Origin of the sequence: Candidatus Thiothrix sulfatifontis, from assembly GCA_022828425.1 — a bacterium.
Lineage (GTDB): Bacteria > Pseudomonadota > Gammaproteobacteria > Thiotrichales > Thiotrichaceae > Thiothrix > Thiothrix sulfatifontis.
On the sequence record CP094685.1, the window covers coordinates 1,236,872 to 1,261,831 of the forward strand.

Below are 24,960 nucleotides of genomic sequence, written 5' to 3' on the forward strand. Positions count from 1 at the left end.
CTCTGTTGATCTGTTACCGCTGTATGACTATAGCTAAAAAGACCGCGATAAGGGAGCTTGAGTTGCGTTAAAATTCAGGGTTTTGGTTATGAACGGACTCGCGATGCCACTTGACACTTGGAATGCTGATTTTGATGCCGTGCACCCGTGCTTTCAGCAGTTGCAGAACCGTCGTTGTTGGGCGGGATTAATGCACTGGCCTGCATGTGAATGCTTGAATCAATTGTTGCCAGCGGCGCTGTGTGCACAGTCGGGGTTGCCACTGCGTTTTTTTCCACAAGATAATACGCTGCCATTTCCTGAGTTATATTATGAAGAACGCATTTTTCAGCATGGCATGGTGGCGACACGCGCGAATTGGCACGATTTTTTTAATGCCTTGATGTGGAGCGTGTTTCCACACACCAAGGTGATGATTAATGCCGTGCACGCCGCCGACATTCAGCAGTACGGAAAACCGCGCACCCCCCAGCGCGATGCGTTAACGGTATTGGATGAAAGCGGGGTGATCATCGTTGCCAGTCGCCGCGAGCTATTGCAGCAGGTGTTGGATTTCGCCTGGGAAACCTTGTTCTGGGAAGAACGGGCGGCGTGGGGGCAGGAAATCGCGTGTTTCATGATTGGTCATGCCACGCTGGAAAAAATGCTGACGCCGTATGTGGGCGTAACCGCTCATGCGCTGTTGGTGGAAGTCACCCCCGCGTTTTTCCATTTGCCGTTGGCGCAACAGCACGCTTATCTGGATCAGGTGGTATCCGGGCGCTTGCAGCACGGTGGGCTGGCTTCCACCGCTTGCCTGAATCCTTTTCCGCTGTTGGGGGTTCCCGGTTGGTGGGAGAATACGACGCTGGAATTTTACCGGGACAGGGGCTATTTCCGTGAGAAGAATCGTGAGCGCACGGTGAAAATCATTGCCGCGTAATTATCCGACCGTTCGGGGGGAAACTGCTTGCATGTTTTATTTTCATCCCTAGAATAATGCCGAATTACAATAATAAAGAAATACGATTATGCAGGTTGCGACATCCCATGCTCCAGCCGCACTGTTTGGCGAAAGGCTGGTCAAACTAGGCAAACTCAAACCCGCTGATTTGGAACGTGCGCTGCGGGCGCAGGCGGAAATCCGTCAGCCACTGGGCAGCGTGCTAGTCCGTTTAGGAATGCTCACCGAACAAGAAGTGGCATTCGTGTTATCACGTCATCTGAACGTGCGCATGGCTCTGAGCAAAGACTACCCTTCATTACCCGTCGAAAACCTCGGCATTGCCATTAATTACATGCGCAATGCTGAAATTGTCCCCTTGCAAGCGGAAGAAGAGCGTTTGGTGGTGGCAATGTCTAACCCGCAAGACGCCTTTACCTGTCAGGCGATTGGCATGGCAAGCGGCAAATTGGTTGAGCCACTGCTGGGTTTGCCGACCGAAATTCGTGCCAATATCGAACGTTTGTACGGCGGAGAAGCCAGCAAGCAGGAGTCGGGGGCGGGTGGTGACGATGAATTTGAAATTACCAGCCAAGATCACAATCTGGATGACATTGAACACCTCAAAGACATGGCGAGTGAAGCGCCCGTGATTCGTTTGGTGAATCAGATTATGACCAATGCGATGACGCAACGCGCTTCCGATATTCACATTGAGCCGTTTGAAACCCACCTGAAAGTGCGTTATCGGATTGACGGGGTGATTCACGAAGTCGAATCGCCACCGCCACAATTGACCGCCGCGATTATTTCACGCCTCAAATTGATGGCACGGCTGAATATTGCCGAGCGCCGTTTACCGCAAGACGGGCGCATTCAGATGCGGGCGCAAGGTAAAGAAATCGACATGCGGGTCTCCACCGTGCCGACGATGCACGGCGAAAGTGTAGTCATGCGTTTGCTGGATAAGCACAGTGTCAAATTGGATCTGAATACGCTGGGCTTTTCCGATGACAATTTACGCAAGGTGCAGCAGCAATTGGATGCGCCGCACGGGGTTATTCTGGTCACGGGGCCGACGGGTTCGGGCAAAACCACCACGCTATATTCCGCCCTGACGCAATTGAATACCCCAGAAAACAAAGTGCTGACGGTCGAAGATCCGGTGGAATACGAACTCGAAGGCATTAACCAAATTCAAGCCAATCCCAAAATCGGGCTGAATTTTGCGGACGCATTACGTTCCATTGTGCGCCAAGACCCTGACATTATTATGATCGGGGAAATGCGTGACGTGGAAACGGCACGGATTGCGATTCAATCGGCGTTGACGGGTCACTTAGTGCTTTCCACCTTGCACACCAACGATGCAGCGAGTGGTATTACCCGTCTCATGGACATGGGGATTGAGGATTATCTGATCACTTCCACCGTGAATGGCATTCTGGCGCAACGCTTGGTGCGCCGTTTGTGTCCGCAATGCCGCGAATCACATCCGGTATTGCCAGAAATCGAGCAAGAATTGGGTTTGCGCCATTACCAACCGGAAGGGGAATTGCGTTTGTGGCACGCCAAAGGCTGTAGTGCGTGTGGCAATTCTGGCTACAAAGGCCGCAGTGCCATTCACGAAGTGTTGCTGATGGATGACCCCTTGCGGCGCTTAATCCTCAAGCATGAAGATGCCGGAGTGTTACAAGAACAAGCGCGTAAAGGCGGAATGCGCACCATGTACGAAGACGGTTTGTACAAGGCGCTTAAAGGCGTGACCACCTTGGAAGAAGTGCTGCGCGTGGCGGAGGAAACCCCGAATGCCCACGTATAGTTACAAAGCGATTACTCCCCAAGGGGTAGCAAAAGAAGGCAGATTAGAAGCCGCGAATGAAGCGCAAGCCGCCGAAAATCTGAATGCTCAAGGGCTGATTCCGATCAAAATTGTGGCGGGAAAAGCGGCATCTAATGCGTCCGTCAACAACGCTGCGCAAAAAAAATCCAAGGGATTTTTTGCCAGCAAAACGGTGAGCCAACCCGATATTATGGCGCTGACGCAGCAACTTTCGACCATGTTGCGGGCAGGTTTGCCGTTAGACCGTGCCTTGGGCATTCTGCTGGAAATTGGCGATAAACCGCCGGTATTGGAATTGGTGCAAGGTATTCAAAATCAAGTACGTAGCGGTAAGCGCTTTGCGGATTCACTGGAAACCAGCGGCAAGTTTTCAAAGTTTTACGTCAATATGGTGCGGGCAGGGGAGGCTGGCGGTTCGATTGACGATGCTTTGGCGCGTTTGGTGGAATACATGGCGCGGGCGAAGGAATTGCGCGGTACGGTTATTTCGGCATTGATTTACCCGGCGATTTTGGCGTTTGTGGCAGTGGTGTCGATTTTTGCGTTGCTGGCGTTTGTGGTGCCGCAATTTGCGCAAATGTTCGGTGATATGGGGGCGGAGTTACCGACGATTACCAAAGTGGTGATGGGTGCGGCGGCGACCTTGCGTGACTATTGGTGGGCAGTATTGGGCGGATTCTTGCTACTGCTAATGCTGGTGCAATACGTATTGAGCAATGAAAAGGCACGTACTGGGTTGGATCGCAGTATGTTGCGCTGGCCGTTGGTAGGGGGGCTGGTCGGTAAGATTGAAACCGCCCGCTTTTCGCGCAGCTTAGGCACGTTATTACACAATGGCGTGCCGTTACTGGGTGCGTTGAAAATCGCCAAAAACACCGTGGGCAACCGCGTCATGGCAGCGGCAGTGGAAGAGTCCGCCGACAGCCTTAAGCAAGGCGAAAGCCTCACCCGTACATTATTAAGCAAAGGCGTGTTTCCCCCTTACGCCTTGCATATGTTGCGCGTCGGGGAAGAAACCGGGCGCATGGAAGAATTGCTGCGTGAAGTCGCCGATATTTACGACGATGAAGTCAAAACCTCGGTGAAACAGCTATTAGCCTTGCTGGAGCCGGTGCTGATTCTGATCATGGCGCTTGCCATTTTGGTGATTATTGGTTCGGTATTGTTACCGATGATCAATATGGCTGATTTGGTTAAATAGTTTCCCAAGAAAACCACAAACTATTGAAATTATAATAAATAACAAGGAGTTAATATGCGAATCCAATCTCAATCCCGCCGGTCTGCCGCTCATGGCGGCTTCAGCTTGATCGAGCTGATGATCGTGCTGGTGATTCTCGGCTTGATTGCCGGGATCGTCGGCCCACAAGCCATGAAATACCTTGGCAAGGGCAAAACACAGTCATCCAAAGTCCAGATTGAAAACATCAGTGCGGCGCTGGATATGTACCGTTTGGAAGTGGGCAGTTACCCCACCACCGCCGACGGTTTGAAAGCGTTAGTGACCGCGCCGTCGAGTGCGCGTGGCTGGAATGGCCCTTACTTGAAAAAAGGCGAAGTGCCCAAAGATGCGTGGAACAATGACTATCAATACAAACGCCCCGGCAGTAACGGTCAGCCGTATGATTTGTTGTCATTTGGCGCAGACGGTGCCGCCGGTGGTGAAGGCGAAGATGCCGACATTACGCTCTGGAAATAAGGGTTTCACCCTGCTCGAAGTTCTGCTGGTCTTGGTTATCGGCGGGCTATTGATGGGGGTGGTGGCAACGTCACTCTCCGGAGGCCCGGTATTGCGCAAAAGCAGTCGCGAAGTCGCGGCGAGTTTGCGTCATGCGCGGGCGCAAGCGGTGATGCGTCAACAGCCGACGCTGTGGAAAATGCAGATTGAGGAAAAACGTTTCTGGATTGACGGGGGCGCAACCGCTGAGGAGCGCCAGCTCAGTGCGGCGATTACTGCCAAAATCAACACCACTTCCGCCGAAGTCGATGCCGCCAATCAGGGCGGCATTCGCTTTTTTCCTGATGGCAGTTCTACCGGTGGCTCGGTGGAATTGACGCACAACCAACAGACCTACAAGGTCAATGTGGAATGGGTGACGGGGCGTGTTTCAATCCAATAAAGGTTTTTCCCTGCTCGAAGTGCTGGTCGCTTTCGTGGTCATGGGCTTGGTGGTCGGGGTCTTGCTGCAATTGTTTGGTTCGTCGATGCGCAGTGTGGCGTTGGCGGATGAATACAGCTTTGCGATACAGGTCGCCGAATCCCGTTTAGCAGCGGTGGGCAATGAGATCGAGGTGGAAGAAGGCAACGTCAGCGGTGAAGAACAAGGTTCAGGCTACCGTTGGGAAGTGCAAATGTCTCCGCTCGAACTCAGCGAGGCATTGGAAAAACTGCCAGTCGCTTTACAACTTTACCGGGTTGAAGTGGTTGTGACGTGGAAAAGTGGCGATAGCTCACGTGAATTCCACTTATCCTCCCTGCGTTTTGGGGAGGCGACATGAGGCAACGCGGTTTCACTTTACTGGAAATGTTGATTGCGTTTTCGTTGGTTTCCTTGCTGTTTCTCGCGTTATTCGCCAGTTTCAATACCATTGCGCGGAGTTGGGATGCGGCAGATACGCGCATGAATAAAACTGAAGACATGCGCCTGATCAGTGACTTTCTGCGCCGCCAGTTGGGGCAGGCGATGGTGGTGCGCATTGCCGGTGAAAAAGAAGCCAAAGTGTATGCGTTTGAGGGGACAGCGACGTCATTGCGCTATGCCGCGCCCTTGCAACCCTTGCAGCATCAGGGCGGGGTGTTTCTGATCGAACTCAATATTGTCGGTGATAAAGACGGTAAGAAACTGGAAATGCTGTTTGCCCCGTATCGCCCGGAACTGACGTGGAAGGATGCGTTTGCTGAAGCCGAACCCGTTTTGATTTTCGAGGGCTTGCAAGCGGCGGAATTCGAGTATTTCGGGGCGGAAGAAGCGGGCAACGATTCTGATTGGACATCCGATTGGGAAGACAAGCCGCGCTACCCCGATATGCTGAAACTCACCTTGGCGGATAAAGAACGCGCTTGGCCGGAGCTGTTGGTGGATTTGCCACAGGTAACTGATTATGCAAAATAAACAATCCGGGGTTGCCATGATCGTGGTGTTATGGATGATCATGGTCATGATGACGTTGGCAGCTAGTCTGTTATACGCCACTCGCACCGAAACCAGCATGGTGGATTACGCTCGCCGCAGTGCGCAAGCGCGAGCCGTGGCGGATGCGGCGGCACACTACGCGGTGATGCAATTATTCCTGCCCAATAAAGACCGTGAACTCAAGCTCGGCGGCGCTCCTTTGCTGTGGGAGTATGAAGGTTCCAAAGTGGAAATTCGTGTCGTCGGCGAAAATGGTCTGGTGGATATTGGTTTTGCCAGCCCGCCGTTGATTCGCTTGATTCTTAAACAAGCCGGGTTGGATGAATCAGCGATTGAGCGGATGTTGGATACCTTGGAAGACTTCCGTGATGTGGATGACTTAAAACGCATCAACGGCGCAGAAGACGCTGATTATGACAGCGCGGGTTTGCCATTTGGGGCAAAAGATGCGCCATTTGAGCGTATTGAGGAATTGCAGCAAGTATTGGGAATGACGCCGCCACTTTATCAAGCCCTGACACGCTTGCTGACCGTAAATTCCGGTGGCAAGGGCATTAACCCGATGTTAGCGCCGCGTCAAACTTTGCTGTTGTTAGCAGAGGGTGATGCGGCGAAAGTCGATGCGTATATGCAGCAACGCGCTGAATCCGACGGTGAATACGTGCAACCCGATTTCGGTGCGGAATTTCTCGACCCTACGCAACAACCCTTGTACCGGATGCAAATCAGAGTGTACTCCGACGAAACCGCTCCTCCGTATTTTGAAGAGCGGTCGTTGCGGCTAAATCCGGGGCAAACCCCGCCGTTTGTTAATTATTTCCGTATCTTGCAAGAATCTTCCGCGCAGTTTGAGTAACGGTGGCGGCTTCAATCCAGCGTTTCAGGCTGCCTTTTTCTGCATGAACCAAGGGCGCGACCGCTAACAGGTACGCCAAGAAGGTCAGCAAGAAGCCGTAGAACATCACGCTGGCATTGGTGTGCCAGTATTCGCTGAGCACGCCAATACTGGCGAATATCGCGGCAAGCATAGCCATTGTTGCCAATGTTGCACCTTTGCTCATACCAATTTCCAGCAATAGGTGGTGGAGATGGTCGCGCCCAGCCGCAAACGGTGAGCGGCGATCACGTAGACGCACCAGAATCACCCGTACCATGTCCATCAGCGGCAGGGCAATCAACCACAACGCAGTGACAGGGCGGAAGGCTGGATGCGTTGGGTCTTGCGTGCCTTCAATCAGCAACCAACTGATGCTTAAACCGATGAGCATGGAACCGGCATCCCCCATGAAAATTTTCTCTTTAAACGGCGGTAGCACCAAATTGTTCATCAGGTAGGGGATCAGGGCAGCGACGAAGATTACGCCAATACTCAACAACGTGGCGTGCGTGGAGAGGCTAAACAAGGTAATCAGGCTCAACAGTGCGACCATGGCAATCGAACCCAGTAACCCATCAATACCGTCGATCATATTGAAGGCATTAATCACGCCCAAGACGATTAAAACGGTGAACGGGTAGCTGAAGACGCTTAAGTCGATTTCACCCATGCCCAATAAATCGCCCAAGTTAGCCAGTGACGCGCCAGTGCCAATGCATAACGCCAACGTGAGCAGCACTTGCATCATAATCCGCAATTTGACTGAGAGGTCTTCGGCATCATCCGCGACACCTAATAACACAATGCCTAAAGCGCACAATAGCCAACTGGTAACGGCGGCATCATTGGGAAGGGTTAGCATCACTGCCGTGGCAACGCCGATGAAAATGGACATACCGCCGATCAGCGGAATAGCACCTTTGTGTTGTTTACGTCCTTTGGGAATGTCTAATAATTTGGCGTGGTAAGCCACGGGTTTCAATAAATAGAGTGCTATCCCTGTCATGCACAGACTCGTGATTAGCGATATTATAAGCATATTGTCCTCGGGGTTTCTGACTAGCTTTCTTATTTTGTTATTGTAGTAAGTGATGATTGATTTTAGTTATTTCTTGAGGCTAAGTGAGCAATAATTCTGATTAGTGGACAGGGTGGGATTAAGTGTTCAGATGGGCGGTAGTTTAACTGCCATTGGTCAGATTCTGAGGATTATTTGCTATTGTTGTGTTAATTTTTATTACTAATATTAATAATAATTTTAATTAATGAACGCACGGTTTAGCCCTTAACGTGTGTCTTTGTTTGCAGCATTGAGTCGTTTATTACGCACTATGATCGATTTACATAGCCATATTTTACCCGCTCTTTGTGATGGTTCCCAAGATTTGGAAACCTCGTTAATAATGGCACGCTTAGCCATTGCCGATGGCACGACGCATTTGGCCTGTACGCCCCATATTTATCCGGGGGTGTATGACAATTCCACCGATATCATTGCCAGTGCCATGCGTATGTTGCAAATAGAGCTGTATTCGCGTGATATTCCGCTGCGCTTGGTGATCGGGGCGGATGTGCGGTTGGTGTCTGGGGTGCTGGAAGGCTTACAGCAAGGCATTATTCCGACGCTGGATAATTCGCGGTACTTCTTACTGGAGCCGTCACATAGCCTGCCAGTACCGCATTTTTTACGCCATATTGAAACGTTTCTCGCAGCGGGATACGTGCCGGTGATCACCCATCCAGAACGTTTGCGTTGGTGTGAGGCGAACTACCAAGAGTTTATTGCGGCGGCGCAAATGGGCGCGTGGTTGCAAGTGACAGCGGGTGCGATTGCAGGCACGTTTGGGCGTACCGCAAAACGTTGTGCCGAGCGCTTATTATTGGATGGGGTGGTGCATATTATTGCGTCAGATGCGCACAATGTAAATTATCGACCGCCGATTTTATCCGCCGGTATTGAAGCGGCCATGCGTATTACGGGCGATGATACCGAAATTATGCGAATGGTTAATGATAGACCCTTGGCGATTTTGGATAATATTGAGCCTAGTGAGGTATTATTGCCTGCTGGTTTATGTGCCAATAGAGCATCAATACATGCGGCATCTATTCAAAAACCTTGGTTAGAACGCTTACTCGGTTAATCCCTGGTTTTCGAGTAATGTTAACCAAGTCGTTTTAATGAATTCACCTAGTTGCTTAAATTCCACTTCACGGGCGCTGCCCCGTCGCCAAGCTAAGCCCACTTCACGGTAACTTTCTTCTGGCAATGTCCAAATTTTAACATTTGTACCGGTTAATAACGTTGAACCTTTCACCATTTCTGGTAAATAAGAAATTCCTAAATCTGCATCAACCATTTGCGTCAATGTGAGCAGGCTGCTGGCGGTGAAACGGCTGATTTTGTCCATGTCCTGCAAATGGCAGGCTGACAGCGTGTGGTCGCGCAGGCAATGCCCGTCTTCCAATAGCAAAATGCTTTCTGGATTGAGGTCGTTAAAAATGTGCCTTCTGGGACGGGTATGGCGGGTGTCTTCGCGGCAAGCTAGGAAAAAACGGTCTTTGAACAGCGACATAATTTCAACATTGCGCAGTGCATACGGCAACGCAATGATGATGAGATCCAGCTCACCGTTCATGAGTTTTTCGTAAACACGTTGGGTAATGTCTTCCGTTAAGTATAAGCGCAAGTGCGGAAATTGTTGACGCAACGCGGGCAATACCCGTGGCAACAAAAACGGGGCTATTGTGGGAATAATGCCTACCCGGAGTTCGCCAGTGAGAGGCGCATGATTGCTACGCGCTAATTCGACTAGATTTTCCACATCCCGCAAGCACCGCCGCGCTTCGACTGCGATTTGGCGGCCTATGTGGGTGACGGTGACATTTTTGTTGGTGCGATCCACCAGTTGCACTTCTAACGTCGTTTCCAATTCGCGGATGGCGGTACTGAAAGCGGATTGTGAGACAAAACAAGCCTCAGCAGCTTTGCCGAAGTGTTCATGGCTTTCTAGGGCAACAAAGTAGCGAAGTTGTTTTATGGTTGGCAGGTTCATGGCAACCTCGGCGGTGAATCGTTTTTGGAACTTACAATAAGAATAATATTCTATTTTCTGCATGATTGTAAAAAATCTTTTGAATCCTTGTGTGTTATTTTTTATGTAAATGGTGTTTTAATAAGAAAAACAGTATCCATCATTTATTTTTATTGGTTGTAATATTTACATGCTATTTGCCTAATCCTGATTGACGACTATAATTTTCTATAAATTTATTAGATTAAATCAAGTATTGAGCGGGTTCAAAAAATTCATGAATAATGCGCGTAAAAATGTGGTTTTTACTGGAGTTGGTTACGCCTTGCCATTATTGGCAGCGTTAGCCACCATCCCTATTATTGTTTCAAAATTAGGCGTTGATTTGTACGGGTTGTACATTATTTGCATATCGCTGATTGGTTTTATGACTTTTGTGGATTTTGGCATTGGGCAAACCGTTGTTAAATACGTGGCAGAATATGAGGCGACTAATCAGCGTGACAAAGTTAAGCCAGTATTGGGCGTCGCCTTGTTGATTTACTTGGTTATTGGTTTGTTTGGTGTGGCTAGTTTGTATGCTTTTGCACCACTGTTGGCTAAGGGGCTGTATTTGCAACCCGACAAACAAGTGTTGGCAACGGAAGCTTTACGGATTACGGTTGTGCCACTGTTTTTCAGCTATCTCAACCAATTTTTTCTGAATGTGTGCAAGGCATACCATCGCTTTGATTTGCCTGCGATTATTCATAACTCAGGGAATTTGGGGGGGATTGTGTTGGCTACCGGCTTGTTGCTGGCAGGTTATGGGCTGACTGAGGTGCTGTGGGGATACGCGTTGGTACAATTCGTAGCCATTATCAGTGGCTATTTTGCCAGTGTGGAAGTCTTGCCCCGTGGCATCAAACCGCATCCGGCATTTCAGCGCCGCGTGTTTATGGACATTATTTCTTTTAGCTCGTACACCTTTCTGGGGAATTTAATCGGCTCTTTGGTTTCGCGTGCCGATAAATTACTGATTGGCATTGTGATTGGTACCGAGGCCGTCACGTATTACCAAATTCCGTTTACGATTGCGCAAATGGCGAATGGCATTATCCACACGCTGGTGCACATTGCGTTCCCGCGTTTCACCGAGATGTTTAGCTTGAATGATCGGGCGGGTGTGTTGAAGTTGTATCGCTTGGCGAATAATTTGGTGTTTTTGCTCAGTTTGGTGATTGCGGTGTTGTTGATTACGGTGGGGGATGATTTCTTGGCGCTGTGGATTTCCCCAGAATTTGCACAAAAGACCAGCGTAGTATTGCAAGTGATGGCGCTGTATTTCTTCCTTCAGTCCAATACCGTGGTGGGGTATTGGGTGTTGCAAAGCGCGGGACAGGCTAAGTTGACCGCACTCATGGCAATTGTGGCAGGCGTTATATATTTTGCTGCGCTGTATTACTTGGGAGGTAAATACGGTTATATGGGAGCAGCTTTGGCATTGTTTTTTACGCTGAGTGCTACAGCGCTTCAATACATTTGGATTGCTCGCCATATCGGACACGGTTTTACCGAATACCTAGGGCAATTGTTGGCGTTTTTGCTAGGGGGCTATGCGGTTATTTATCTGATTGAAAACGTGAATATGTGGTTGAGCGACCATTTGCTGGAAATTATTGTGAGTGCTGCTTTGGCGTTGGGATTGTTGGTTATTGGCATGTGGTTGCTGTTGGTGCGAAATAATCGGGATACCAAAGGGCTTAATGCTGTGTTGAACAAACAGTAGCCCTTGGCATTTGGCTTACGCTTTCAGTTTCTTGTACTTAATGCGATGCGGATTCAAGTCGTTGCCGTGGCGACGCTTGTAATCTTCCTCGTAATCGCTGTAATTCCCCTCAAACCACGTCACGGTTGAATCACCTTCAAACGCGAGGATGTGCGTGGCAATCCGGTCTAAGAACCAGCGGTCATGCGAGATCACCACCGCACAGCCGGGGAAATTGAGGATCGCTTCTTCCAGCGCCCGCAAGGTTTCCACGTCGAGGTCGTTGGTCGGTTCGTCGAGCAGCAATAGGTTGCCGCCTTCTTTGAGCAATTTCGCCAGATGCACGCGGTTGCGTTCCCCGCCCGACAAATCACACAGACGTTTTTGCTGGGAATCCCCTTTGAAGTTGAAACGTCCGCAATACGCCCGCGCCTGAATCTGGTAGCCGCCGACCGTCATAATGTCGTGCCCGTCGGCAATTTCTTGGAACACGGTTTTGGTGGGGTCGAGGTCGTCACGGGATTGGTCAACGTAAGCAATTTTGACGGTTTCGCCGACTTTGAACGTGCCGCTATCCGGCTGTTCCTGCCCGGTAATCATGCGGAATAGGGTGGTTTTACCTGCACCGTTGGGGCCGATAATGCCGACAATGCCACCTTTGGGCAGGCTGAAGCTGACGTTTTCATACAGCAAGCGATCGCCGAAGGATTTGCTGATGCCATTGGCTTCGATCACCAAATCACCAAGGCGCGGGCCGGGAGCGATGTAGATTTCGTTGGTTTCGGCACGTTTTTGGTAGTCGCTGGACGAGAGTTCTTCAAAGCGTTGCATCCGCGCTTTGCTCTTGGCGTGGCGGCCTTTGGGGTTGGAACGTACCCATTCCAATTCCTGTTTCATGGCTTTTTGGCGACCTTGCTCGGACTTGCTTTCTTGGGCGAGGCGGTTTTGCTTTTGTTCCAGCCATGAGGAATAGTTGCCTTCCCACGGGATGCCTTGCCCACGGTCGAGTTCCAGAATCCAGCCCGCCACGTTGTCGAGGAAGTAACGGTCATGGGTAACAGCAACGACTGTGCCGGGGAAGTCTTGCAGGAAGCGTTCTAGCCATGCGACGGATTCGGCATCCAAATGGTTGGTCGGTTCGTCCAGAATCAGCATGTCGGGGGAAGACAGTAGCAGGCGGCACAGTGCCACACGGCGTTTTTCACCACCGGATAGCGTGGTGACATCGGCATCCCAAGGGGGGAGTCTCAGTGCGTCGGCGGCGACTTCGAGGGTGTGTTCGAGGTTGTGTGCGTCGGCGGCTTGCAGGATGTTTTCTAAACGCGCTTGTTCGGCGGCGAGTGCGTCGAAGTCAGCATCGGGTTCGGCGTAGGCGTTGTAGACTTCATCGAGGCGGGCTTGTGCATCTTTGATGACTTTTAAGCCTTCTTCGACGTTGCCGCGCACATCCTTGGTTGGGTCAAGTTGTGGCTCTTGCGAGAGGTAGCCGATATTGATGCCGGGTTGCGGGCGGGCTTCGCCGAGGATGTCGGTGTCGATGCCAGCCATGATGCGCAGTAAGGTGGATTTACCCGCGCCGTTGTAGCCGAGTACGCCGATCTTTGCGCCGGGGAAGAAGCTCAGGTAAATGTCTTTGAGAATGTAACGGTTCGGCGGGACGACCTTGCCGACACCGTTCATGGTGTAAATGTACTGTGCCATCCAATGCTCCAGAGTGCGGAAAACGCTAATTATGCGGGATGTTCGGGAGTGTGTCCTATACAATTGAAGCATTCTGGTATTGAAGAGGTAACACGAGATGCAGCTACAAGATCAAACTGTTCTGAGCAATGTTGCTACCCGTTTGCACATTTCTGAATCCACCTTGATGCGGGAAAGCCTGCGTAGTTTTTTGGAGCAACAATTGCGCGGATTGAACGCGGAAGTTTTCATTTTGCACCTACGTTACGGGGTATCCAGTGTCGAGGATATGGAAGCACGGTATCAGGACGGTACGTTGGAAGAAGCTGATTCTTGGCGTGATTTGCAACGGCTCGACCGCTTGGAATTTCAGCGTGATGAACTGAGCAAGCTACTGCGGACTCTCCAATGAATATGCAGCTTTTACAAGGCATCGTAGAGCGCGAATTTCCCGACATCATCAGTAGCACCGTACTCGGCGAAGTCAACGAGCTGCGTATTTTTTTGAATGATGGCAGTCAGTTAGCACTTTTCCCAAGCATTACCATGATGGTTCGGAAGGTAATGTGACTGCCAGTTATATCAGCGATGATCCTGAGATGGCAGTGCGTGAGTTTTTGCGATTTGTGCGCGAAACCGTCAAGTTGCGCAATGATTGAGTGGATGTGTTGTTAGTGTGGCTGCGTTTCTGATTTGGGATGCTGCTTGGGCGCATCTTCTCCGACCAGCACGGGTTTGCCATCTTGCCAAATGACGGCGTATTGACCGAGGCGTTTTTTGCGGTCTAAGGCTTTTTCAACGGCTTTACGCATCACATCCAGCATTTGCTGGGTATCTTGGGATGGTGTGTTCATAATCCTATCTGTTCACTGTACCCCGCAAGTAAATTTGCTGGGGTACGAGTGTCAACGCTGATACAGCAGGTACAATTTACTGAGGATCATCCATTCCAGAAGAGCTACGCAGCTCTTTTATCCGATAGAAGTTTTTTTCCATGTGACATCCCATCGAAGCATTTCCTGCCCCCATGGCCGATCCCATCATAATAACCTCTGCCTCGTTACATTCCAGATCACGATATTTTTCCCAATAGCTTTGTGATTTTTTTAGCATATCTTTCCAAGACTGTTTAGTTGTCGTTGATGACAAACCAAGTTCTTCGAGATTGATAGAATCAATGTGTTGCAATATGTCTTTAAAGTTTTGTTCCAACTCTTTTACACTATATTCTTGTGCGGAAAACATGCAATCTCCCCACTCCGCATTAGCCATATCCTTTCCCGCCTGACATCTATCGCCTGCAAATTGCATATAATATTTTTGGATTTTATCAGAATCATCAGTTTCAGTTGCAAAAGCTAAAGATGTTCCGAAACAGATAGATGCAAATAATAAACTGCTGCATACGGTTTTCAACTTTGTTGATGGCATATTAAATTCCTCTGTCAATGATTCTTTCAGATAAATTGATATAAATGTGATTATGGATTTTTTGCGTGAGCATATTTGCAAGACTGGATCATGCATTTAGAAATTAAAAATTAATGTGACAGGAAGCACATCACGATAAGAAAATGTCGTTTTACTCGTGATTAGAAGTTGTCATGCTTATACTTTTGGAGTGATAGCCTGCCCCAAAACCAGCGGCTGTGCTATGTTTGCGGTGTGCCTGCTTTGTGGAGAACAGCAATGTCTACTGCCGAAAAATTGGAAGAACGTTACACCTACGCCGATTACGCCCGCTGGTCGGAAGACGAGAGCTGGGAGCTAATCGACGGTATAGCCTATGCGATGGCTGCGCCGTCCCGTATCCATCAGGAAATCGTGTTTGAGTTGGGCAGACAGATCGGTAATTACCTGCAAGGTAAATCTTGCCGAGGTTATGTTGCGCCGTTCGATGTGCGTTTGCCACGTCAGAATGAGGCGGATGATAAGGTAGATACCGTGGTGCAACCCGATTTAACCGTGATTTGTGACCGCTCCAAGTTGGATGATAAAGGCTGTCGAGGTGCGCCGGATTGGATTGTGGAAGTGTTGTCACCCGCCACCACGCTCAAGGACATGCACACCAAAACCCGGTTGTATGAACAGCACGGCGTGCGTGAATATTGGATTGTGCATCCCACCGAACGCTGGGTCATGGTGTATACCTTGGATGAGGCAGGCAAGTACAGCCGCCCCTCTGTGTATGGCATGGATGAGCCGCTTGCCCTGCAAGTTTTGCCTGATCTCAGCATTGATTGGGCATTTGTGGAACAGATTTAGCGTAGGCAGTAGTGTAGAGGCGGAGTGTAAGGGCGGTTCGCGAACCGCCCTTACGGATTTAAAAGAAGCGGCTGATGTTCGCAACCTGTTCTTGCACCAACGCCATGTCTTGGCGCGATTCCACATTCAAACGCAGGACAGGCTCGGTATTAGAACCGCGCAAGTTGAAGCGCCATTCCGCAAACTCCATGCTCAAGCCGTCGGTGGTATCAATCACCAGCGGTTGCAATGCCGCGAAGTGTTCACGCACCGCCGCGATACACGCTTTCACATCGCTAACGTGGAAATTGATTTCACCGCTGCACGGGAATTTGCCAATGCGTTCACTCACCAGCGTGGAGAGTGTTTGCCCTTTTACGCTCATCAATTGCGCTACCAACAACCACGGAATCATGCCGCTGTCGCAGTACGCAAAGTCGCGAAAGTAGTGGTGCGCACTCATTTCGCCGCCGTAAATCGCATCTTCCAGTCGCATCCGTTCCTTGATGAAGGCGTGCCCCGTTTTGGATTGGATCGGTACGCCACCCGCCGCTTGCACCACGTCAATCGTATTCCAGGTCAGGCGCGGATCGTGGATGATTTTCGCACCTTGATGCTGTTGTAAGAACGCTTCCGCCAGCAAGCCGACGATATAATAGCCTTCGATGAATTCGCCGGTTTCGTCGAACAGGAAGCAGCGGTCGAAATCGCCATCCCACGCAATCCCCATATCGGCGTTGTGTGCCAACACTGCATCACGGGTATCGGCACGGTTTTCCGGCAGCAAGGGGTTAGGGATACCGTGCGGGAACGTGCCATCCGGTTCGTTATGCACTTTGATGAAGGTAATCGGCACTTGCAGGCGTTGGCACTCAGCTTCCAGCGCATCGACCACATGACCCGCCGCGCCATTGCCCGCGTTCACCACCAATGTCAGCGGCTTAATCGCTTTCAGGTCTATGTAACCGAGCAAGTGTTGCACGTAATCGGCAAGGCACGATTGCTGCGTGAGTGCGCCGCGTTGCGTGACGGGCGGGAAGTTATTCTCTTCCGCCATACGCTGAATGTCTTTCAAACCCGTGTCGCCGCTGATGGGGCGTGAACCTTCACGCACCAACTTCATGCCGTTGTAATCCATCGGATTGTGGCTGGCGGTGACTTCAATGCCGCCATCCACACCGAGGTGGAAAGTGGCGAAATAAATCTCTTCCGTGCCCGTCATACCGATGTCGATCACATTCACGCCTGCGTCTTGCAAGCCATTCGCGAGTGCCAGCTTCAGGGTTTCGGAGGTCAAACGCACGTCGCCGCCGACCACGACTTGCTTGCCCGCGCCGATAAATTCCCCATACGCCCGCCCAATGCGGTAAGCCACGTCGTCGTTAAGCTCGTCCCCTAGCTTGCCGCGAATGTCGTAGGCTTTGAAACAGGTTAGTTTTTGCATGTATACGTCTCGTGTTTGCTTGTTTAATAGCTGCCCTTGCGTAAGAGCACCGCCACAAAAGTTTTGGTCAGAATGATTAAATCCAGCTCCAGTGACCAGTTGCGCACATACCAGACATCCAACTGGACGCGCTCGGCGTAGCTTAGCTCATTGCGCCCGCTGACTTGCCACAAGCCAGTAATGCCCGGTCTGACTTGCTGGTAATAGTCGATGTATTCGCCATAATCAACAATTTCTTCCCCAATGATCGGGCGTGGCCCGACCAGTGACATTTGCCCGCGCAAGACATTGATCAATTGCGGGAGCTCGTCCAGCGAAGTACGTCGTAAAAATTGCCCCACACGGGTAATGCGTGGGTCGTTTTTTAATTTGCGGTCACGTTCCCATTCTTCCCGTGCGGCGGGGTCGGCGGCAAGGATTTTTTCCAGTTGTTCGGCAGCATCGGCACGCATGGTACGGAACTTGTAAATTTTGAACAGTTTGCCATTCTGCCCGATACGCTTTTGTTTGAAAATCGGTTTGCCAGCGGTTGCCAGCCAGACCCAGGCATACAGCCCAAACAAAAACGGCGATAGCGTCAGGGTCAGCAGGAGCGCCAAGATGAAATCCGAAATGTGTTTGAATGCCCGATCACTGTCACTCAGCAGGTTGTTGCGGACAAAGAAAATCAAGCCTTTCTGGTTGATAGAGTTGAAAACTTCGGCATTAAACATGGGTAACGAGGTCATGCGCGGGACGAGGAGGATGCGTTTCACTTTGTGTTGAATTTGATCCATGAGGTGGAACATGCGCTCCATGCCGGTATTTTCCAGCATAATAATGGTGGCAAAAAAGTGCTGTTTTTCTAAAATTTGCGCGACTTTGGATTCTAGCCCTTCGGGGGAATAGTGGTTGATATTCACGGTGGCGGCAACATCGAAACCAAACGGGTTGTCAGCTTTTAGCCATTGGTGGGAGTCCGCACACGCTGCTTCGTCGCAGATGAGCAGCACTTGTTCGCGCAGCAGTGGGTGTTGCAAGCAGCGGCGTTTTACGTAGTAAATCCAGATAGGCAATACTAGGTTGAGGCTGAAAAACATTAGAATGATCAGGCGCGAATATTGATCCGATTGCTTGAACAGTGACATCAGTGCGAAGTTGATAATCAGGGCGATCGCACTGCCTTTGATGATTAACCAGGTTTCTGACGTAGTGACCATCCGTCTGGTTAATAGGCGCAGATAGAAAAAAATTAGCAAATAAACCATCACTTGCCACAGATACTTACTGGCGGGATGCGCGTGTGCATCGGGGAGCAGCCATTCTGCCAGCCAGCGTGCCAGTAGCAGATTCAGTAGCAGCAGCAGTGTATACAGAGTCAGTTTGAACAGGGTATATTTCATGCGTTTTTTATAGTGAAAAGAAGTTATTGCATCTTGAACAGAAGTGCCATGCCAGCGGTTGCTATCCTGCTCTGTACCTATAATGGTCAGCGTTACTTGAGTGAGCAACTGGATTCAGTGGCTACCCAGACTTACCCGCACTGGCGTATGTGGGCATCGGATGACGGCTCGCAAGATGATACTCCCTCAATTCTGACAGAGTATAGGTCAAAATGGTCGAGTGGGCGCTTATCTATTGTGCAGGGTAATGCGCAGGGATTCGTGGCTAATTTTCTGTCGCTCTGCTGCCGTGCTGAAATTCAGGCGGATTATTACGCTTTTTGTGATCAGGATGATGTATGGGAGGCGGATAAACTTCAGCGGGCGCTGGATTGCTTGCAAGCAGTGCCAGTGGATATTCCGGCGCTGTATGGTTCGCGGACACGGTTGGTGGATGCGAATAATGGTGAATTGGGGTTGTCTGCGCCGTTTACCCGTTCGCCGGGGTTTGCTCATGCGCTGACGCAAAATATCGCCAGTGGGAATGCGATGGTATTTAATCATGCTGCTATCGCGTTATTGCGTGCTGCGGGGAGCGAAGTGGCGGTCGTGGCGCATGACTGGTGGTTATATTTGTTGGTGAGTGGCGCGGGCGGGCAGGTGTTTTATGATGCACATCCTAGCGTGCGTTACCGTCAACACGGTGGCAATCTGGTCGGGATGAAAACACACTGGCTGGCGCGGTTGGTGCGGTTGCGCACGATTCGCGAGGTATGGCAGGGTACATTTCGTGCCGGTAATCATCGGCAAATGCAGGCGTTACAAGCGATGCGTGCTAAACTTATCCCCGCCAATCGCGTGATATTGGATCGGTTTATGTTGGCGCGAAACCGTTGGTTATTACCCCGCTTGCTGGGTTTCTGGCAATCCGGTATTTATCGCGAGCCGTTGGGGAGTCACTTGGGACTCATTGCCGCCGCTATTTTAAAAAAGATTTGAAGTTATTTATGCAGCTTTATCAGCCTCTTCCGCTTAGTCCCCTTGCCATGCTGGAGTCGGTGTGGCGTAACCGTCAGCTTATTTGGCAAATGAGTAAACGCGATGTGCTAGGGCGTTACCGTGGCTCCATGATTGGAATGGCGTGGTCGTTTTTTAATCCGCTGTTTATGCTGGCGGTATACACCTTTGTATTTAGCGTGGTGTTTGAATCGCGTTGGGGCGTGAATACCAGTGAAAGTCGCGGGAGTTTTGCGGTCATTCTGTTTGCGGGTCTGGTGGTACACGGTTTGTTGGCGGAATGTGTGAATCGTGCGCCCGGTTTGATTTTATCCAATGCCAATTATGTGAAAAAAGTGGTGTTTCCCTTGGAAATCTTGCCGTGGGTTACGTTGGTATCGGCGTTATTTCATACGGGCATTAGCTTGTTGGTGTTGCTGATAGCCGAGCTTATGTTGATGCAGTATGTGCCGTGGACGGTGCTGTTGTTGCCATTGGTGTGGCTGCCGTTTGTCATGGGCATTATGGGGGTTAGTTGGTTTTTGGCGGCGTTGGGGGTGTATGTGCGTGATGTTGCGCAAATTACCGGCTTGGTGACGACGGTATTGCTGTTTATGAGTCCGGTGTTTTACCCCTTGTCTAAATTGCCCGAACATTTCCAGACCTTGCTCTTGTTGAATCCTTTGACGTTTATGATTGAGCAAACGCGGCAATTGGTGATCTGGGGCAATACGCCGGATTGGGGCGGTTTGCTGCTGTACAGTGTGGCGGCGTGTTTGGTGGCGTGGCTGGGGTTTGTGTGGTTCCAGAAAACCAGAGGAGGGTTTGCGGATGTCCTCTGAGTTTGCGATTAAAGTGGAAGGGGTGGGCAAGAATTACCGCCTGTATGACAAGCCGCATCACCGTTTGCTGCAAATGTTGCGCGGCGAGAAGAAAATCTATTACCGGGATTTTTGGGCGGTCAACGATGTGTCGTTTAGTGTGCGCAAGGGTGAAACGGTGGGGATTATTGGGCGTAATGGTTCCGGTAAATCAACCTTGTTGCAAATGATTTGCGGCACCTTAACACCGACTACGGGCAGTATTGCGGTGAATGGGCGTGTGGCGGCGCTGTTGGAGTTGGGGGCGGGCTTCAATCCTGAATTTACCGGGCGCGAAAACGTATACATGAATGCGGCGGTATTGGGCTTGAGTCACGAGGCGATTGACGCACGTTTTGCGCAGATTGCAGCATTCGCGGATATTGGTGACTTTATTGAGCAGCCGGTGAAAACCTATTCCAGCGGGATGTTCGTGCGTTTGGCCTTTGCGGTGATCGCGCATGTGGATGCGGATATTTTGGTGATTGATGAGGCGTTGTCGGTTGGCGATGCCGTTTTTTCCCAAAAATGTATGCGTTTTTTGCGCCAGTTTAAAGAAAATGGCACTTTGATTTTTGTCAGCCATGACATGGGGTCGGTACTGAATTTGTGTGAACGCGCCTTATGGTTGCACACCGGGAAATTGCGGCAGGTGGGGGCATCTAAAGAGGTGGCTGAAGCTTATTTGCAACACACGTTGCAAGAAACGTATGGGCAAGACGTGCAATTGCAGGAGATTCAGGTTGCTCCCGCTGCGATACCTGAACCCGTTGCAGCAGAGAACGTTGCTCCCTTGATTGATTACGGCAGCGAAGTGCAAGCCAATGATAATTTGTTGGCAGCCAATGGTTGGAAGACTGGCGATGGTGAGATTCTGGAAGTGCGTTTGGAGCATCTGACCTCATCGTCCAGTAGCGTATTTCGTGGCGGAGAAAAAATCCGCCTAGTGATTACCGCGAAAGCCTATCAAGACATGAATAGCCCTATCTTGGGGTTTTTGGTGCGTGATCGTTTGGGGCAGGATTTGTTTGGTGAAAATACGTTGGCTTTTACAGGGTTAAACCCTCATCCCATTGCCGCCGGTAAAGTTTTTACCGGCGAATTTGTCTTTCGTTTACCCATGTTGCCCAATGGTCAGTACGTCGTGATGGCCTCATTGGCCAATGGTGATATTCATAACCATGTGCAGCACCACTGGTTGCATGATGCGGTCATTTTAAACGTGTCTTCTAGCACGGTGCGCTGGGGGCTAGTGGGTATCGCGTTCGATAACGTTAATCTTAAAGAAATTGCATGAAATCTATCAAAGCGTTGCATCAAGCTCACCAAGGTAAAGTATCAGATCGGTGGGCAAGTTATTTGAGCGCATACGATCGCTTATTGGCCCCTTTTCAAGATCAACCGCTGAATTTGCTGGAAATTGGCATTCAGAATGGCGGTTCGCTGGAAATTTGGGCGCAGTATTTTGCGCAGGCGCAAACCCTAGTGGGGTGTGATATTAACCCTGATTGTGCGCGTTTGCAGTACGATGACCCGCGTATCCATGTGGTGGTGGCGAATGCGAATACGGATGCGGCTGAACAAGCAATACTCGCACACGCGCGTGATTATGATGTGATAATTGATGATGGCTCACACACGTCAGCGGATATTATTTTGGCGTTTGTGCGGTATTTTCAGTATCTCAAGCCCGGCGGCGTGTTTGTGGCGGAAGATCTGCATTGCAGCTATTGGCAGACGTTTGAGGGTGGCTTGTATTACCCGTATACGTCTATCGCCTTCTTTAAGCGACTCGCCGATGTGATTAACCATGAACATTGGGGCATTGAGCGCGAGCGGCAGGCAATTTTGCAAGGGTTTGCGGAACATTTGGGTGTGACGTTTGATACGGTGGGCTTGGAAGAGATTCATGCCATCGAATTCTCCAATTCGTTGTGTGTCGTGCATAAACGTCCCGCCGGGTTGAATGCCTTGGGTGAGCGTTGTGTCGCGGGTCAAGTGGAAGTGGTTGTGCCGGGACATCATGGTGTGCGTGGTCAGTCATTAGTTGCGCCTTCTCAGGCAACGAACGCTTGGGCAACCATGAGCGTTGCGCCTGAAGAACAATGGGAAGGGTTGTCTCAGGCCAAGCAACGGGACAAGCAGCAAGCCAAGCAGCAGTTGGCGCAAACCGTTGCGGCACATGACCGTCAAATTGCCCAGCTTCATCAGGCATTGGCAGAGCGAGAAACACATCTGGCGGTGGTGTTGACGTCTACCAGTTGGCGTATGACCTATCCCTTGCGTTTTGCATTGGATCAGCTTAAGCGTGTCCGCCGCGCGGTGACGTTAGCGCTGCCTGCGGTACGTCGGGCTGGTGGCGTTAAGAATGCCGCCCGTAAAGCGTTGCGCTTGTACCAAAATGAAGGATTGGCGGGGATCAAGCGTGGCTTTCGGCTCGCCGCTTTATCGCAGCAGTTGCATGAAGTGAAAGTGGTGGATCCCTTGTATTTGCAAGCCTTCAGTCATTCGGCTGAAACTTACTTGGTGCCGCGCGTTTTGATCATTGCCGAGATGAGTATTCCCCAATGCGTGAAGTATCGGGTACAACAAAAACACGCGATGCTGCTGTCTTTGGGTGTGGACTGTACGCACTTGAGTTGGGGGGATACGCTGGCGTGCCTTGCTGCCTTGCAAACGCATTCGTTGGTGATTTTTTACCGTGTACCGGCTTACGATTCGGTCATATCCCTGATTACAGAAGCAAAACGACTCGGTTTGCCGACGTATTGGGAGGTGGATGATTTTATCTTCGATGCCGAGGTATTGAGCAACAGTAAAACCTTGGCAGCACTCGACAAGCATACGTTTGCCCAATTAGTGGAGGGGGCGGGTTTATACCGTCAAGCCATGTTGTTGTGTGAGCGGGGAATCGCCTCTACCACCGGCTTAGCGGCGGCGATGCAAGCGGTTGGGTTAGCTGAGGTCCTGGTCATCGAAAATGCCTTGGATAGCCAAACGTTGACGGTTGCTGCTGCGGTTTTAGCCGAACAGCCTGCTGCGGATGATAGTGGTATCGTGCGCATTGTTTACGGTTCGGGGACGAATACGCACAACATTGATTTTGAGGAAGCGGCGGCGGCAATTGTCGCAATACTGGCGAAGTTTCCGCAGGTATACTTTCGTTTAATTGGTAAGTTGGAGCTTCCAGACGAATTTACACATTATGCCAGCCAAGTAGAAACCATTCCGTTCTGTGATTACCCCACGTATTTACGCAGTATGGCAGCGTGTGACATCAGTATTGCGCCGCTGGAAAATTATGTGTTTAACGATTCCAAAAGCAATATCAAATACCTTGAGGCCGCTGCGGTAAAATTGCCCTCGGTCTGTTCGCCGCGTGCCGCATTTACGCAAGTGATGGTTAATGGTGAAAACGGCTTTTTGTGTGATACACCGGCAGAATGGGAAGCTGCGTTGACCGTGCTGGTAACGGATAAAGCCAAGCGCGTGCAGGTAGGAGAGGCCGCTTACGCTACCGTCATGCACCATTACACGCCGGAAACGGTTGCACAAGAACAGGTTGCGCCTTTGTTGGCTGATTATCGCAGAAGCCCTGCTACGGTGCGGGTGTTATCCGTGAATTGCTACTACGCGCCGCGTTCATTTGGGGGGGCGACCATTGTGGCGGAGGCAGTGAATCAGTGGATTCATGCGCAAGAAGATGCTGAAGTCCACGTGTTTACCACCGTACCAACCGCAGTGGCTACACCTTATGCATTGCACCGCTATGAAGCGGGTGGGGTGAACGTGTACGGTGTGGGAGTGCCCGATACCTTGGATCAAACAGCACAGTTTGATAATCCCGATATGGTAGCCGCGTTTACCGCTGTGTTGGCGGTGGTGCAGCCTGATGTGGTGCATTTTCACAGCATCCAAACCATTGGGGTGGCGGTGATGGATGTTTGTATTCAGCAAGGGATTCCTTATGTGGTAACGCTGCATGATGCTTGGTGGTTGTGTGGGCGGCAATTCATGATCAATCAGCAGGGCAAGTTTTGCGGGCAGGAAAAAATCGAGCATTCGGTTTGTACGGCTTGCGTCGATCAGCCTGCCTTGAATGATTTGCGCCGCGAACGCTTGCTGACTGCACTGCGACAGGCGGCATTATTGTTATCCCCCAGCCAGTTTTTTGCGAATTTCTATCGGGATAATGGCTTTCAACAGGTGCAGGTCAATAAAAATGGTATTGTGAAGCCAGCCTCGCGCTGCCGGGTGCGCGGAGACGGGGCGCTACGGTTTGGGTATGTTGGTGGTAATACACCCATCAAAGGGTTCCACCTGATTCAGCAGGTGTTTGCGGCTTTACCGGCGAATAAAGTGAAATTGGTACTGGTCGATAATGCCGTGAACTTGGGATTCTCTTCCTACCATCAGCAAGATTTGGTGGGCATTCCCAACGTCGAGATTGTGCCTGCTTACACGCAGCAAACGATTGATGATTTCTTTGCGAACATTGATGTGTTGTTGTTTCCGACGCAATGGAAGGAAAGTTTCGGGTTGTCGGTGCGCGAGGCGCTGGCTAGACACGTATGGGTGATTGCGACGGATGCGGGCGGTGTGGTGGAAGATATTATTCCCGGTCAGAACGGGTATATCATTCCGTTTGCGGATACGGGAGCAGGGTTGCGGCAAGCTGTTCTTGATACAACGCAACATTTTGAGCGTATCCCGTCCGGTGAAACGGTGGCATTGGGTGTCAGCCATATCCGGTTCTTTGACGAACAGGCGCAAGAGCTATTGACCTTGCTTAAACGTGTCGTGTCCAAATAACGGGT

Annotated in this window: 24 protein-coding genes; 17 read left to right on the plus strand and 7 right to left on the minus strand. The window is 50.6% G+C overall.

All coding sequences use genetic code 11. The features are described from left to right. Positions 1-88 precede the first annotated feature (88 nt). The 8 genes from L3K52_06320 to L3K52_06355 all read left to right on the plus strand — a co-directional run bounded on the left by L3K52_06320 (position 89) and on the right by L3K52_06355 (position 6,755). The gene (locus L3K52_06320) at positions 89-922 is read left to right on the plus strand and encodes a DUF3025 domain-containing protein (protein UOG93343.1); all 834 of its coding nucleotides are present in this window, start codon (positions 89-91) and stop codon (positions 920-922) included. Positions 923-1,010: 88 nt separating this feature from the next. Then, complete coding sequence (gene gspE / locus L3K52_06325; protein ID UOG93344.1) at positions 1,011-2,744, plus strand: type II secretion system ATPase GspE; 1,734 nt, start codon at positions 1,011-1,013, stop codon at positions 2,742-2,744. Continuing rightward, positions 2,731-3,966 (plus strand): type II secretion system F family protein, encoded by a 1,236-nt coding sequence (locus L3K52_06330; GenBank protein ID UOG93345.1) that lies wholly within the window; start codon positions 2,731-2,733, stop codon positions 3,964-3,966. Before gspE ends, L3K52_06330 begins: the two co-directional genes overlap by 14 nt. A gap of 54 nt (positions 3,967-4,020) precedes the next feature. Next, positions 4,021-4,464: a type II secretion system major pseudopilin GspG gene (gene gspG / locus L3K52_06335; protein UOG93346.1), complete on the plus strand. Its 444-nt coding sequence runs from the start codon at positions 4,021-4,023 to the stop codon at positions 4,462-4,464. After that, a complete protein-coding gene (locus L3K52_06340) occupies positions 4,439-4,885 on the plus strand; it encodes a GspH/FimT family protein (protein UOG93347.1) in 447 nt (148 codons plus the stop codon). Before gspG ends, L3K52_06340 begins: the two co-directional genes overlap by 26 nt. Next, positions 4,869-5,264, plus strand: coding sequence for a prepilin-type N-terminal cleavage/methylation domain-containing protein (locus L3K52_06345; protein ID UOG93348.1), 396 nt, complete (start codon positions 4,869-4,871; stop codon positions 5,262-5,264). The genes L3K52_06340 and L3K52_06345 overlap by 17 nt, the downstream gene beginning before the upstream one ends. After that, the gene (locus tag L3K52_06350) at positions 5,261-5,878 is read left to right on the plus strand and encodes a prepilin-type N-terminal cleavage/methylation domain-containing protein (GenBank protein UOG93349.1); all 618 of its coding nucleotides are present in this window, start codon (positions 5,261-5,263) and stop codon (positions 5,876-5,878) included. Before L3K52_06345 ends, L3K52_06350 begins: the two co-directional genes overlap by 4 nt. Then, positions 5,868-6,755 (plus strand): general secretion pathway protein GspK, encoded by an 888-nt coding sequence (locus L3K52_06355; GenBank protein ID UOG93350.1) that lies wholly within the window; start codon positions 5,868-5,870, stop codon positions 6,753-6,755. Before L3K52_06350 ends, L3K52_06355 begins: the two co-directional genes overlap by 11 nt. Here the strand turns inward: L3K52_06355 and wecA are convergent. Further along, positions 6,709-7,782, minus strand: coding sequence for a UDP-N-acetylglucosamine--undecaprenyl-phosphate N-acetylglucosaminephosphotransferase (gene wecA / locus L3K52_06360; GenBank protein UOG93351.1), 1,074 nt, complete (start codon positions 7,780-7,782; stop codon positions 6,709-6,711). The genes L3K52_06355 and wecA overlap by 47 nt on opposite strands. A gap of 325 nt (positions 7,783-8,107) precedes the next feature. Between wecA and L3K52_06365 the strand changes: the two genes are divergently transcribed. After that, positions 8,108-8,920 carry a capsular biosynthesis protein gene (locus L3K52_06365; GenBank protein UOG93352.1) on the plus strand — a complete coding sequence of 271 codons (813 nt, stop codon included), beginning with the start codon at positions 8,108-8,110 and terminating at the stop codon, positions 8,918-8,920. Here L3K52_06365 and L3K52_06370 read toward each other — a convergent pair. Next, positions 8,909-9,832 (minus strand): LysR substrate-binding domain-containing protein, encoded by a 924-nt coding sequence (locus L3K52_06370; protein UOG93353.1) that lies wholly within the window; start codon positions 9,830-9,832, stop codon positions 8,909-8,911. The genes L3K52_06365 and L3K52_06370 overlap by 12 nt on opposite strands. A gap of 256 nt (positions 9,833-10,088) precedes the next feature. On the opposite strand from L3K52_06370, the gene L3K52_06375 reads away from it, so the two are divergent. Then, a complete protein-coding gene (locus L3K52_06375) occupies positions 10,089-11,579 on the plus strand; it encodes a flippase (protein UOG93354.1) in 1,491 nt (496 codons plus the stop codon). A 15-nt stretch (positions 11,580-11,594) separates the two neighbouring features. Here the strand turns inward: L3K52_06375 and ettA are convergent, their stop codons facing one another. Next, the gene (ettA, locus tag L3K52_06380) at positions 11,595-13,259 is read right to left on the minus strand and encodes an energy-dependent translational throttle protein EttA (GenBank protein ID UOG93355.1); all 1,665 of its coding nucleotides are present in this window, start codon (positions 13,257-13,259) and stop codon (positions 11,595-11,597) included. Between the two features lie 97 nt (positions 13,260-13,356). Between ettA and L3K52_06385 the strand changes: the two genes are divergently transcribed. Beyond that, a complete protein-coding gene (locus L3K52_06385; protein UOG93356.1) occupies positions 13,357-13,650 on the plus strand; it encodes a hypothetical protein in 294 nt (97 codons plus the stop codon). Beyond that, a complete protein-coding gene (locus tag L3K52_06390) occupies positions 13,647-13,808 on the plus strand; it encodes a hypothetical protein (GenBank protein ID UOG93357.1) in 162 nt (53 codons plus the stop codon). Before L3K52_06385 ends, L3K52_06390 begins: the two co-directional genes overlap by 4 nt. Positions 13,809-13,909: 101 nt before the next feature. Here the strand turns inward: L3K52_06390 and L3K52_06395 are convergent, their stop codons facing one another. Next, the gene (locus tag L3K52_06395; protein ID UOG93358.1) at positions 13,910-14,092 is read right to left on the minus strand and encodes a hypothetical protein; all 183 of its coding nucleotides are present in this window, start codon (positions 14,090-14,092) and stop codon (positions 13,910-13,912) included. A gap of 76 nt (positions 14,093-14,168) precedes the next feature. Further along, positions 14,169-14,669: a DUF1311 domain-containing protein gene (locus tag L3K52_06400; protein UOG93359.1), complete on the minus strand. Its 501-nt coding sequence runs from the start codon at positions 14,667-14,669 to the stop codon at positions 14,169-14,171. Between the two features lie 258 nt (positions 14,670-14,927). On the opposite strand from L3K52_06400, the gene L3K52_06405 reads away from it, so the two are divergent. Further along, positions 14,928-15,503, plus strand: a complete 576-nt coding sequence (locus tag L3K52_06405) for a Uma2 family endonuclease (protein ID UOG93360.1) — start codon at positions 14,928-14,930, stop codon at positions 15,501-15,503. Positions 15,504-15,561: 58 nt separating this feature from the next. Here the strand turns inward: L3K52_06405 and L3K52_06410 are convergent, their stop codons facing one another. Together L3K52_06410 and L3K52_06415 are read right to left on the minus strand one after the other, a co-directional pair. Next, positions 15,562-16,926 carry a phosphomannomutase CpsG gene (locus L3K52_06410; GenBank protein ID UOG93361.1) on the minus strand — a complete coding sequence of 455 codons (1,365 nt, stop codon included), beginning with the start codon at positions 16,924-16,926 and terminating at the stop codon, positions 15,562-15,564. A gap of 23 nt (positions 16,927-16,949) precedes the next feature. Then, the gene (locus L3K52_06415; protein ID UOG93362.1) at positions 16,950-18,308 is read right to left on the minus strand and encodes an exopolysaccharide biosynthesis polyprenyl glycosylphosphotransferase; all 1,359 of its coding nucleotides are present in this window, start codon (positions 18,306-18,308) and stop codon (positions 16,950-16,952) included. Positions 18,309-18,341: 33 nt separating this feature from the next. Between L3K52_06415 and L3K52_06420 the strand changes: the two genes are divergently transcribed. The 4 genes from L3K52_06420 to L3K52_06435 all read left to right on the plus strand — a co-directional run bounded on the left by L3K52_06420 (position 18,342) and on the right by L3K52_06435 (position 24,955). After that, a complete protein-coding gene (locus L3K52_06420; protein UOG93363.1) occupies positions 18,342-19,286 on the plus strand; it encodes a glycosyltransferase family 2 protein in 945 nt (314 codons plus the stop codon). Between the two features lie 89 nt (positions 19,287-19,375). Continuing rightward, entirely contained in the window at positions 19,376-20,125 is a 750-nt protein-coding gene (locus L3K52_06425; GenBank protein ID UOG93364.1) for an ABC transporter permease, read from the plus strand. Then, positions 20,115-21,440: an ABC transporter ATP-binding protein gene (locus L3K52_06430; GenBank protein ID UOG93365.1), complete on the plus strand. Its 1,326-nt coding sequence runs from the start codon at positions 20,115-20,117 to the stop codon at positions 21,438-21,440. The genes L3K52_06425 and L3K52_06430 overlap by 11 nt, the downstream gene beginning before the upstream one ends. Next, the gene (locus tag L3K52_06435) at positions 21,437-24,955 is read left to right on the plus strand and encodes a glycosyltransferase (GenBank protein ID UOG93366.1); all 3,519 of its coding nucleotides are present in this window, start codon (positions 21,437-21,439) and stop codon (positions 24,953-24,955) included. Before L3K52_06430 ends, L3K52_06435 begins: the two co-directional genes overlap by 4 nt. The last annotated feature ends 5 nt before the right edge of the window (positions 24,956-24,960 follow it).

Bases quoted from the DNA above. Each gene is read 5' to 3' on its own strand.
- L3K52_06320 (UOG93343.1), top strand. From the start codon at position 89: ATGAACGGACTCGCGATGCCACTTGACACTTGGAATGCTGATTTTGAT.
- gspE (UOG93344.1), top strand. From the start codon at position 1,011: ATGCAGGTTGCGACATCCCATGCTCCAGCCGCACTGTTTGGCGAAAGG.
- L3K52_06330 (UOG93345.1), top strand. From the start codon at position 2,731: ATGCCCACGTATAGTTACAAAGCGATTACTCCCCAAGGGGTAGCAAAA.
- gspG (UOG93346.1), top strand. From the start codon at position 4,021: ATGCGAATCCAATCTCAATCCCGCCGGTCTGCCGCTCATGGCGGCTTC.
- L3K52_06340 (UOG93347.1), top strand. From the start codon at position 4,439: ATGCCGACATTACGCTCTGGAAATAAGGGTTTCACCCTGCTCGAAGTT.
- L3K52_06350 (UOG93349.1), top strand. From the start codon at position 5,261: ATGAGGCAACGCGGTTTCACTTTACTGGAAATGTTGATTGCGTTTTCG.
- L3K52_06355 (UOG93350.1), top strand. From the start codon at position 5,868: ATGCAAAATAAACAATCCGGGGTTGCCATGATCGTGGTGTTATGGATG.
- wecA (UOG93351.1), bottom strand. From the start codon at position 7,782: ATGACAGGGATAGCACTCTATTTATTGAAACCCGTGGCTTACCACGCC.
- L3K52_06365 (UOG93352.1), top strand. From the start codon at position 8,108: ATGATCGATTTACATAGCCATATTTTACCCGCTCTTTGTGATGGTTCC.
- L3K52_06370 (UOG93353.1), bottom strand. From the start codon at position 9,832: ATGAACCTGCCAACCATAAAACAACTTCGCTACTTTGTTGCCCTAGAA.
- L3K52_06375 (UOG93354.1), top strand. From the start codon at position 10,089: ATGAATAATGCGCGTAAAAATGTGGTTTTTACTGGAGTTGGTTACGCC.
- ettA (UOG93355.1), bottom strand. From the start codon at position 13,259: ATGGCACAGTACATTTACACCATGAACGGTGTCGGCAAGGTCGTCCCG.
- L3K52_06385 (UOG93356.1), top strand. From the start codon at position 13,357: ATGCAGCTACAAGATCAAACTGTTCTGAGCAATGTTGCTACCCGTTTG.
- L3K52_06390 (UOG93357.1), top strand. From the start codon at position 13,647: ATGAATATGCAGCTTTTACAAGGCATCGTAGAGCGCGAATTTCCCGAC.
- L3K52_06395 (UOG93358.1), bottom strand. From the start codon at position 14,092: ATGAACACACCATCCCAAGATACCCAGCAAATGCTGGATGTGATGCGT.
- L3K52_06400 (UOG93359.1), bottom strand. From the start codon at position 14,669: ATGCCATCAACAAAGTTGAAAACCGTATGCAGCAGTTTATTATTTGCA.
- L3K52_06405 (UOG93360.1), top strand. From the start codon at position 14,928: ATGTCTACTGCCGAAAAATTGGAAGAACGTTACACCTACGCCGATTAC.
- L3K52_06410 (UOG93361.1), bottom strand. From the start codon at position 16,926: ATGCAAAAACTAACCTGTTTCAAAGCCTACGACATTCGCGGCAAGCTA.
- L3K52_06415 (UOG93362.1), bottom strand. From the start codon at position 18,308: ATGAAATATACCCTGTTCAAACTGACTCTGTATACACTGCTGCTGCTA.
- L3K52_06425 (UOG93364.1), top strand. From the start codon at position 19,376: ATGAGTAAACGCGATGTGCTAGGGCGTTACCGTGGCTCCATGATTGGA.
- L3K52_06430 (UOG93365.1), top strand. From the start codon at position 20,115: ATGTCCTCTGAGTTTGCGATTAAAGTGGAAGGGGTGGGCAAGAATTAC.
- L3K52_06435 (UOG93366.1), top strand. From the start codon at position 21,437: ATGAAATCTATCAAAGCGTTGCATCAAGCTCACCAAGGTAAAGTATCA.